We start from the raw sequence: 8,917 nt of genomic DNA on the forward strand, positions 1-8,917 counted from the left end.
TGATGCAGGGAATGATGGGCGGCATGATGGGACCCGGTCGCATGATGGGACCCGGTCGCATGATGGGACCCGGCCACTAAGCAGCCGCCTGACCCTCGTCTCGCATTAGCAGCCGGGCGGCCTTCGCCCCTACCCGCTGCGTTCAAAATCAGCCCGCCGCCCACCTATGTGCTGAAGCAAATGATGGCTGTCGTCGTACCACTTCGCCGGTCGGATGGTCCACCGGAATGCTCCGTGTCCTTCGACGCGCACTGGAAATTCGGGACCTGCGATCTGCCGAACCTGACCTGCCGGACAGCAGGTGGCCGTCTTGCCGGTGACGATGGTGGGCTGGCTGGTCTAAGCCGGCGTGGCCGGTGGGTTCACCTCTTGCTGGCGATGATGTGGAATCCGGTGACGATGTCGGGCTCGATGGCAAGCACAGTGTCTGCGTGATTGACCCACGGACGCAGCAGTCGTTCATAGCGCGAGACCTGGCCAGGATCGTTTACACGGTGCGCCCAGCATGCGCCTGGTGGCAGTCTGCCGCGAGACCGGCGTAGTCCTGGCTAGCGGCGGCTATATTGGCCTTGCCCACGGCGATCCCCAAGTCTTGCATATGGGTGTTAGTGAGTTCGGCCCATGCGCGCACGGCGTGAGCGTGAGACGTTGTCGTGGCGGTGGTGCTACTGCTGGTGTGTGTTTGGGGTACGCAGCCAGCGGCGACAAGAACCAACGCTGCGCCCACAATGGCTTCCTTCATCACTGCTGGCCTCCTGACCTCTTTTCAATGCCATTGCTTCGACGGCTACGGCATGCCATGAGGGAAGGGAACACACTTGGGCGGCATCGCCATGATTAATATCGTGACCTGTGGACATCGGAAGTGGTGCTTCTGCTCTCCATCCACGCAGAGGTAGTAGGCATTCGAATCGTTGGCATCCCGCACGTAGTTAATCCCCGCGATGTCAGGGCAGGTGATGTCAGTGTCCCGGGGAATGTGCGGCGGCTGCGCGTGCGCCACACCCGGACTTACAACGGTCACCCACCCGAGGCCGACAACGGCGGCCACCTGTTTGATCTTGGCTGACACGAACATTCCTAATCTTCCATGCCAGCACGGGTGTCTGGACAAGGGCCTTTCGGCCTGGCGTGATCGCCTAACGTCACCTGTGACGCCCGAGGGACGGAGGAAACCGAGCCCGCAAACCCTAGTCGGCCCGGCGGGCGGATCGTCGCGTGCTCAGCCTGTCTTGCGACAGCGTCGAGGCCTACTCGATGTAGGCGCGATCCGGTTCGATAGCGACGGGATCGTTGCCGTTCATTTCCGTTTTCTCCCAACAAATTAGCGTCAATACCTCATCAAAACTGTTCCGCACATCGCTTATTCGGCGTACTGCGGACCAACTGCGGACCAGGGCCACCGATGCGTAGCTGCGCCGCAGGTCAGCGCGTTAGCTGCCTCACACGTCGTAGTAGAGCGCGAACTCGTACGGGGTGACCCGCAGGTTGAACGGCGCAATCTCATAATCGCGCTTGTAGTCGATCCACGTCTCGATCAGGTCGGGCGTGAAAACGCCTCCCTCGGTGAGGTATTCGCTGTCTTCCTCGAGACGGTCGATCACCGCCGATAGCGACGTCGGAGCCTGAACGATTTCCGCGGCCTCTTCCGGCGGTAGCTCGTAGAGGTCCTTGTCCACGGGTGGAGGCGGCTCGATCTGGTTCTTGATGCCGTCCAGGCCGGCCATCAGCATCGCCGAGAAGGCCAGGTACGGGTTGCCCGATGAGTCGGGGCAGCGGAACTCCAACCGCTTGGCCTTCGGGTTGCTGCCGGTGATCGGGATGCGCACACACGCAGAGCGGTTGCGCTGGCTGTAGACCAGGTTGATCGGGGCCTCATAGCCGGGAACCAACCGCTTGTAGGAGTTCACCGTCGGGTTGGTAAAGGCCAGCAACGACGGCGCGTGGTAGAGCAATCCCCCGATGTAGTGGCGGGCGATGTCGGACAGCCCGGCATACCCCTCCTCGTCGTACATCAGTGGGACGCCGTCCTTCCACAACGACTGATGGCAGTGCATACCGGAACCGTTGTCACCGAACAGCGGCTTCGGCATGAACGTGACGGTCTTGCCGGCCTGCCATGCGGTTTGCTTGACGATGTATTTGTACATTTGATGGTCGTCAGCCGCGTGCAGCAATGTGTTGAACTTGTAGTTGATCTCGGTCTGGCCGCCGCTGCCCACTTCGTGGTGGCCTTTCTCCAGAGAAAAGCCGGCGTTGGTCAGATTGGTGAGAATCCTGTCGCGCAGGTCGACGTAGTGGTCGGTCGGGGCTACGGGGAAGTAGCCGCCCTTGGGGCGGACCTTGTAGCCGCGGTTGGGGCTGCCGTCGGCCTCGGTATCTGCTCCGGTGTTCCACCACCCCGATGTCGCGTCGACCTCGTAGAACGAGGTATTGGTGCGCGAGTCGAAGCTCACCTTGTCGAAGATGTAGAACTCGGCTTCTGGGCCGAAGTAGGCGGTGTCCGCGATGCCGGAGCTGATCAGGTAGTTCTCGGCCTTGCGGGCGACGTTACGCGGATCGCGCGAGTACAACTCGAGGGTGAACGGGTCGTGCACGAAGAAGTTGACGTTGAGCGTTTTGGCTTCGCGGAACGGGTCGAGGGTCGCGGTTTCCGGATCGGGAAGCAGCAGCATGTCGGACTCGTGGATCGATTGGAACCCGCGAATGGAGGAGCCATCGAAGGCCAAGCCTTCCTCGAACACGTTCTCGTCAAAGACGTAAATCGGAATCGTGAAGTGCTGCATGGTGCCCGGCAGGTCACAGAAGCGGACGTCGACATACTCAATGTCCTCGTCCTGGACAAGTTTGAAGATGTCGTCGGGCGTGTTTTCGGACACAGAAGGCTCCTTTGGTTGGTTGTCCGCGGACCGACGGCGAACCCAGCCCGCCATGATCCTGTTGGTGGCGCCAGCGGCACTCATGCCGACCCCGCATCCGGGCCAGCGTCACTGACAACTCACGCTCGCCGCGCCAACACAACGCCCGACAGACCACGCCAGTATTACGACTTTTCACGTCGGTATCACTGGCGCGACGGTTTTTTCTACGCCTGAACTATTTCGTCTGCGTGACGACCGCGAGTCGAACCTGTTGCGCCCCAAAAAAGACGCGAGTTCGATTAGGTCGTGGCAGGCGACTCCGCTTGCGGCACATCGGTGTTGACCTTCCTCTATCCGGGCTGCTCCGGTGGCACTATCCGGCATAGTGGCCGATAGTCATATGAACGGAATACGAACGAGTGAACGCAGGCGTCAGCAGAGGTGGGAGTATTTATGCCGCACAACACAAAGCCACGGCCGAATGATGAAGACGATGCCATCGATTCCCCGGCTTGAGCTAAGGCCGGACCATACACAACGTATGGAGCAACCCGGTTCTCCCCCTATGCGCGAGATCATGCATCGCGAAATCATCGTCAGCGGCGACGACCCGCTGTCGAGGACGATTGCCGAGGAGCTCAGGGGTGCCGGCGCGCGGATAATCAAGATCAACACTGCCGCCGATCTCAACGGCGCTGGGGTACATCGCGCGCGCGCCGTTGTGTGCGCCGGGCCCAATGACGCGATAAATCTCGAAATCGCTTTGTTGGCAAGGCAATACAGCCCGAATGTCCGCGTGGTGGCACGTCTGGCCAACGACGTGCTGCGCGAAGCGGTGGCCGCCGTTAACGGCCCTGGCGCGATTTTGGACGTCGCCGAGCTTGCGACACCATCCCTTGTCGAGGCGGTTCTGTCGCGTAACGCGCACCAGTTCGACACGGCCGGTATCGAATTCGTCGTGTGGGGAGCCGAGGCGCCGTACGACGGGACTCTGCGCGAGATCTACGCCGACCTGGCACCGGTGGCGGTGGTCCACGGCAAGAATTCACCCGCCCCCGGCGAGGTGGTCCCGTGTCCGGGACGGGATCTGAAGGTCTACGCCGGCGACTGGACCTCGATGATCGGCGTCAAAGACGAATTGGCAGCCCGCGGCATCACGGTGCATCCCCCGACCGCGACGCGCTCTCGCCACTCCCGGGCGCGACGCATAATCGATGCCGCGCGTGCCATGCGCGACGACCTGAACCCGCTGCTTTTTCCCTCGTTGGCATTCGCGCTGTTCCTCGTGCTCAGCGCGACGGTCGTGGTGCGCTTCACCTACCGGAACCCGCGGATGTCGTGGATTGACGCCCTGTACTTCACCTCCGAGACAATTACGACCGTGGGCTATGGCGATTTCAGCTTCGGCCAACAATCCTCTTGGCTGCGACTGTTCGCCGTCGGGTTGATGTTCAGCGGCACGATCGTAACCGCCATCCTCGTCGCGTTCATTGCGGACCTGCTGCTGTCGCGCCGCTTCGTCCAAACGGCCGGACTCCGACGGGCACGGCATATGCGCGACCACGTCGTCGTTGTCGGATTGGGTTCAGTGGGCATCCGCGTCGTGAGTGATCTGACCGCTGCCGGATACGACGTCCTTGTCATCGAGGGCGACGAGGACAACCGCTTCCTGCCGACCTTGGCCGAACTCGACGTGCCGGTGATTTTCGGAGACTCGACGATGCGCCAGACGCTGGAATCAGCGCGCGTCGATCGCGCCCGCGGAGTGGCGGTGGTGAACAACGACGACATGGAGAACATCGAGACCGGGATCGTGCTGCTGGAGATCTTGGGATCCGATACGAAGGTGCCGATCGTCATGCGCGTTCAAGGGCGCGCGCTGAGCGCCGCGGTCAATCAACGATTCGGTTTCGAAAACGTGCGGTCGATCGTCGACTTGGCAGCCCCCTGGTTCATCGGCGCCGCGATGGGCCTGCAGGTGCTGGGGACGTTTTGGGTCGGGCAGCGCTCCTTTATGGTCGGCGGAATGCTCGTGGCGGCTGGCAGCGAGCTGGATGGACTGCGGATGGTGGATTTGTCTACCCAAACGCGCGTCATCGCGATCACTCGACCGGAAGGGGCCGTCAGCTTACGCCCCCGCCGCGACGCCCGACTGAAAGCCGGCGACACCGCGTACCTCATCGGCCCTTACCGCGAGCTGATCGCGACGCTGCGCAAGGGCCAGCCTCCACCGGTGACCGCGATCGACGGTGGGCGCTCGGCGGCACTGGCGGCGGCGCGTTCGCTGCACGGGCCACAAATGCGCCCGCCAAGATGGGCGCAAGACACCGAGGTTTGACGACGGATTTCGCAGCTTCGTAACGCAATTCGCGCATAACTCCACGCCCAAGTCGAAAACAGAGAAATACCGGGCGGCTTGGCTGACGACCAGCCGCTCAACGGGGTCAGACTGTCAAATTCTGCTCTCGGGCAGAAACGCGAAACGGCCCACGGATGCGGTTAAGACCCTTGTGTGCGGTTGAGGCGCATTAGAGCATGAAATTTGACCCTCCTAAGGGTCCCTCGCCAAAGGACGCAAGCGTGAGCGCCTGACATGACGCGTCATCGGTTCCGGGCTCCGGATCCGTCCCGAGGTCGTTACTTGCGCAACGACCCAGGAGTCGAGGCAGCCAGGCGACGTCGGCGCTCGATCGCAGTGTCAGTGATGCCGGCTGGGCCCACTTGGCATCGATTTTTCGCCAGCCTTGCGGCGAATTGGCTTTTCACGCCCACGGGGCGGGAAAGAACTCGGCGGCTTCCAGCCGTCGGATAAATCACTACATCCCCATAACTCTGACAAACGCAACAAGGAGGCGTCCATGTCTTTCGTGACCACACAGCCTGAAGCGTTGGCATATGCGGCGGGCAAGCTTCAAACTCTCGGATCTGCGATGGCCGCCGAGAGCGCGGCCGTGGCATCCCCGACCACGGGGGTGATTCCCGCAGCCGCTGATGAGGTGTCGGCAATGCAGGCGGCAATTTTCGCGGCGTACGGCACCCTGTATCAGTCGGTCAACGCCCAAGCCGCGGCGATTCATGAGCTCTTTGTTCACACTTTGGGGGTCAGCGCGGGTTCGTACGTAGCCACTGAGTTCGCCAACTCCAATGCAACTGCTTCGCCCTTGTCGGGAGGGATCTCGGGTCTCCTCAGTTCTGCCGCCAATACGGCTGCCGCTGACCCGCCGGGTGGCAGCCTTGCCAACATCTTCGACATCGGGGGTGGGAACTGGGGCTCCGCTACGTCGGACCTGCTCGATATGGCACAGGGCGGTATTCTTCCCGCCGCCAATGAGGACGTCGCCGGCAATGCCGCGGGTGCGGCGGGCGGCTTGGATGGAACAGGTTTCACAGGCGCGATGGGGCCGGCGGCCTCTCCAGGCGTAGGCGCGGTTCCCATGTTTGGGGGTCTGGGCCAGGCGGCCCCGGCCGGCGGGTTGTCGGTGCCGCCCAGTTGGGCCGCCGCGGCCGCCGCCCCGGCGGCGAGCCCTGGCGAGCTGACAACCGAGGGCTGGACAGCCCCGGCGTCACAAAGCACGCCGGTGACAACCATGCCGGCCGGAATGCCCGCGGTGGCCACGGCCGGGAAAGCCGGTGGCTTGGGCGGGCCGCGCTACGGCGTCAAGCCGACCGTGATGGGACGACCGGCGGTCGTCTAGGAACCCAGGCGCCATCGCGCTCGCAACCGACTCACAAGACGTGGGATTTCCTCAAAGGAGAGGGATGTAGAAATGGATTTCGGAGCATTACCCCCAGAGATCAACTCAGGACGCATGTACGCCGGTGCGGGTGCGGGACCGATGATGGCCGCGGCGACGGCGTGGAACAACCTGGCTGTCGAATTGAGTTCAACGGCAGCGGGCTACGAATCGGTGATCACAGAGCTCACCGGCGAGCAGTGGCTGGGTCCGGCGTCGGCATCGATGGCAGCCGCGGTCCAGCCGTACGTGGCGTGGTTGAACCTCACCGCGGGGCACGCCCAGCACGCGGCCATGCAGGCCACGGCATCTGCGGCTGCCTTTGAGACGGCCTTTGCAGCGACGGTGCCCCCGCCGATGATCGTGGCCAACAGAGCTCAGCTGGCGGCACTCGTCGCGACCAACTTCCTGGGCATAAACACGTCGGCGATCGTGGCCACCGAGGCCCATTACGCCGAAATGTGGGCGCAAGACGCCGCCGCCATGTATGGCTACGCCGCCTCCTCGGCGAGCGCCGGGACCTTGACCCCGATGGCCCCTCCTGCGCCGACCGCCAACCCGGCCGGGCTGGGCGGCCAAGCCGCCGCGGTCGCCCAAGCCGGCGCCGTCGCCGGCGCGCAGGCGGGGCTGATACAGACGATCTCCACTTTGCCCAATGCGGTTGCCGCACTTGCCTCCCCGCTCAGCGCCGCTGCCGCGCCCGCCCAAGCCACACCTGCGCTCCTGAGCATCCCGCTGGTGTCAAATACCATCAACGGAATAGTGAACACCCTGGCTTGGTGGGTCATGAACACCATCCCGACTACGGTGTTGATTACCCACGCCGTTAACGGTGCCCCAGCAGCTGCGGCCGCAGCTACCAGCGCCGAGACTGTTGCGGGCGGTTCGGGGGTAACGGGCTTTGCGGGCGCGCTGGTGCCGGCTGGCTCTACCGGCTTCGGTGGCGCGCCGGTGCTGGCGGGTTTAGGCCGGGCAGCCACGGTTGGTGGTTTGTCGGTGCCGACCAGTTGGTCAGTGGCCACCCCGGCGACAAGCTCTGGTGCTTCGGCGTTAGCGGGCTCCGGCTGGGCCGTCGCCCCAGAGGAAGCGGCGCCAATGGCAGCGGTGCCAGCTGGGATGCCGGCGATGGCCACGGCCGGGAAATCGCTTGGCTTCGGCGGGCCGCGGTACGGATTCAAACCCACGGTGATGCCCAAAATGGTCCTCGTATGACAGAAAAGAGGCGCGAACGCGTGTGGGCATATGCGAAAAGCCGGGTCAAGCTGCCGGTCTGAGTTGTATCTGGTTGGTTCGTGTGTATCCCGCCGGTTGGCCGCAGGCTGCCTGCATGTAGACCTGTTGATCTGTGCCCGCAAGGGTATTTGCATCCCACGTTATGTGGGCGTTCGCGGCGTAGGGAACTCTCGTACCGTCCGGGCAACGGATGTTGTCGAACATGTCGATCACCCATTGACCATGGATCAACTGCGCTCGGCTATTTCCGGCCCCGGCTCGTATGTCGATGCATCCATCACCGCAGGGATTGATGTTCCAGTCGGTTTGAGTGGTTTGGCCAGCTGGGTTGGTCTCGGTGAGGATGTAGTCGCCGCTCATCGCGGGAGTGGCGGATGCGGGTGCAGCTGGTGCTCCGGCAGCTACGGCGGCGAAGATCGCGGCTGCGGCGATCGCGCGCGTGATGTCCATGTTTTTCTCCCCGCTTGGGCAAACGGTTGGGAGCGACCACACACGTGCGGTTGGCAAAGAAAGCTAGCCGGTTACCTCTGGTTTTTACTCGCCGTCGCCTCGGCTGACAACCGACGCCCTTTGCCCGAGCTTGCGCGAGACCTGCATGAGCGATACCAGACCTGTCGCCATCCCGGGCCGTCCGACCGCCTCCGCAAGCGCTTTCTTTCCTGAGTCGGACGCGTCGAGCCCGTTCACGATGGTGACCTGGACTATCCCTTTTCCAGCGTGAACTGGCACAAATCGGTGTAGCCGTCGCGGAACAACTCGGCACAGCCGGTCAGGTACTTCATGTACCGGTCGTAGACCTCCTCCGACTGGATCGCGATCGCCTCGTCCTTATGAGCCTCCAGTGCCGCCGCCCACATGTCGAGCGTCCTCGCGTAGTGCAGCTGCAGCCGCTGGATCCGGCTCACCGTGAACCCGACCTTCGTGGCGTGCTCCTCGACCCGTGCCACCGTCGGCACCCGGCCGCCGGGGAAGATCTCGTCCAGGATGAATTTGAAGAAACGCACATGCCGCATCGTGATCGGCAGATTGCGCTCTTTGAGCTCCTGCCTGCTCAACAGCACGATCGTGTGCAGCAGCATCGTGCCATCG

Annotated in this window: 7 protein-coding genes and 2 pseudogenes; 4 read left to right on the top strand and 5 right to left on the bottom strand. The window is 63.1% G+C overall.

Annotation, left to right across the window (positions count from 1 at the left end; all coding sequences use genetic code 11):
* Positions 1-362 precede the first annotated feature (362 nt).
* The 3 genes and pseudogenes from ACLP4W_RS24975 to glnA all read right to left on the bottom strand — a co-directional run.
* Positions 363-500, bottom strand: a pseudogene (locus tag ACLP4W_RS24975) (pyridoxamine 5'-phosphate oxidase family protein); the annotation flags it as partial.
* Between the two features lie 287 nt (positions 501-787).
* A complete protein-coding gene (locus ACLP4W_RS24980) occupies positions 788-1,072 on the bottom strand; it encodes a hypothetical protein (protein WP_442390075.1) in 285 nt (94 codons plus the stop codon).
* Positions 1,073-1,442: 370 nt separating this feature from the next.
* Positions 1,443-2,879 (bottom strand): type I glutamate--ammonia ligase, encoded by a 1,437-nt coding sequence (glnA, locus tag ACLP4W_RS24985; protein ID WP_442390076.1) that lies wholly within the window; start codon positions 2,877-2,879, stop codon positions 1,443-1,445.
* A gap of 559 nt (positions 2,880-3,438) precedes the next feature.
* On the opposite strand from glnA, the gene ACLP4W_RS24990 reads away from it, so the two are divergent.
* The 3 genes from ACLP4W_RS24990 to ACLP4W_RS25000 all read left to right on the top strand — a co-directional run bounded on the left by ACLP4W_RS24990 (position 3,439) and on the right by ACLP4W_RS25000 (position 7,807).
* Entirely contained in the window at positions 3,439-5,199 is a 1,761-nt protein-coding gene (locus tag ACLP4W_RS24990; protein WP_442390080.1) for an NAD-binding protein, read from the top strand.
* A gap of 520 nt (positions 5,200-5,719) precedes the next feature.
* Complete coding sequence (locus tag ACLP4W_RS24995) at positions 5,720-6,556, top strand: PE family protein (protein ID WP_442390077.1); 837 nt, start codon at positions 5,720-5,722, stop codon at positions 6,554-6,556.
* Positions 6,557-6,628: 72 nt separating this feature from the next.
* On the top strand, positions 6,629-7,807 hold the full coding sequence (locus ACLP4W_RS25000) for a PPE family protein (RefSeq protein ID WP_442390078.1): 1,179 nt from the start codon (positions 6,629-6,631) through the stop codon (positions 7,805-7,807).
* A gap of 45 nt (positions 7,808-7,852) precedes the next feature.
* Here the strand turns inward: ACLP4W_RS25000 and ACLP4W_RS25005 are convergent, their stop codons facing one another.
* A complete protein-coding gene (locus ACLP4W_RS25005; protein ID WP_442390081.1) occupies positions 7,853-8,278 on the bottom strand; it encodes a hypothetical protein in 426 nt (141 codons plus the stop codon).
* 117 nt (positions 8,279-8,395) lie between these two features.
* On the opposite strand from ACLP4W_RS25005, the pseudogene ACLP4W_RS25010 reads away from it, so the two are divergent.
* Positions 8,396-8,491, top strand: a pseudogene (locus ACLP4W_RS25010) (hypothetical protein); the annotation flags it as partial.
* A gap of 38 nt (positions 8,492-8,529) precedes the next feature.
* Here the strand turns inward: ACLP4W_RS25010 and ACLP4W_RS25015 are convergent.
* On the bottom strand, positions 8,530-8,917 hold a 388-nt coding region (locus ACLP4W_RS25015), incomplete at its 5' end, for a class I SAM-dependent methyltransferase (RefSeq protein WP_442390079.1).

Source organism: Mycobacterium sp. (genome assembly GCF_052145595.1).
GTDB lineage: Bacteria > Actinomycetota > Actinomycetes > Mycobacteriales > Mycobacteriaceae > Mycobacterium.

Excerpts from the sequence above, each read along its gene's own strand:
- ACLP4W_RS24990 (WP_442390080.1), top strand. The coding sequence starts at position 3,439 with ATGCATCGCGAAATCATCGTCAGCGGCGACGACCCGCTGTCGAGGACG.
- ACLP4W_RS24995 (WP_442390077.1), top strand. The coding sequence starts at position 5,720 with ATGTCTTTCGTGACCACACAGCCTGAAGCGTTGGCATATGCGGCGGGC.
- ACLP4W_RS25000 (WP_442390078.1), top strand. The coding sequence starts at position 6,629 with ATGGATTTCGGAGCATTACCCCCAGAGATCAACTCAGGACGCATGTAC.
- ACLP4W_RS25005 (WP_442390081.1), bottom strand. The coding sequence starts at position 8,278 with ATGGACATCACGCGCGCGATCGCCGCAGCCGCGATCTTCGCCGCCGTA.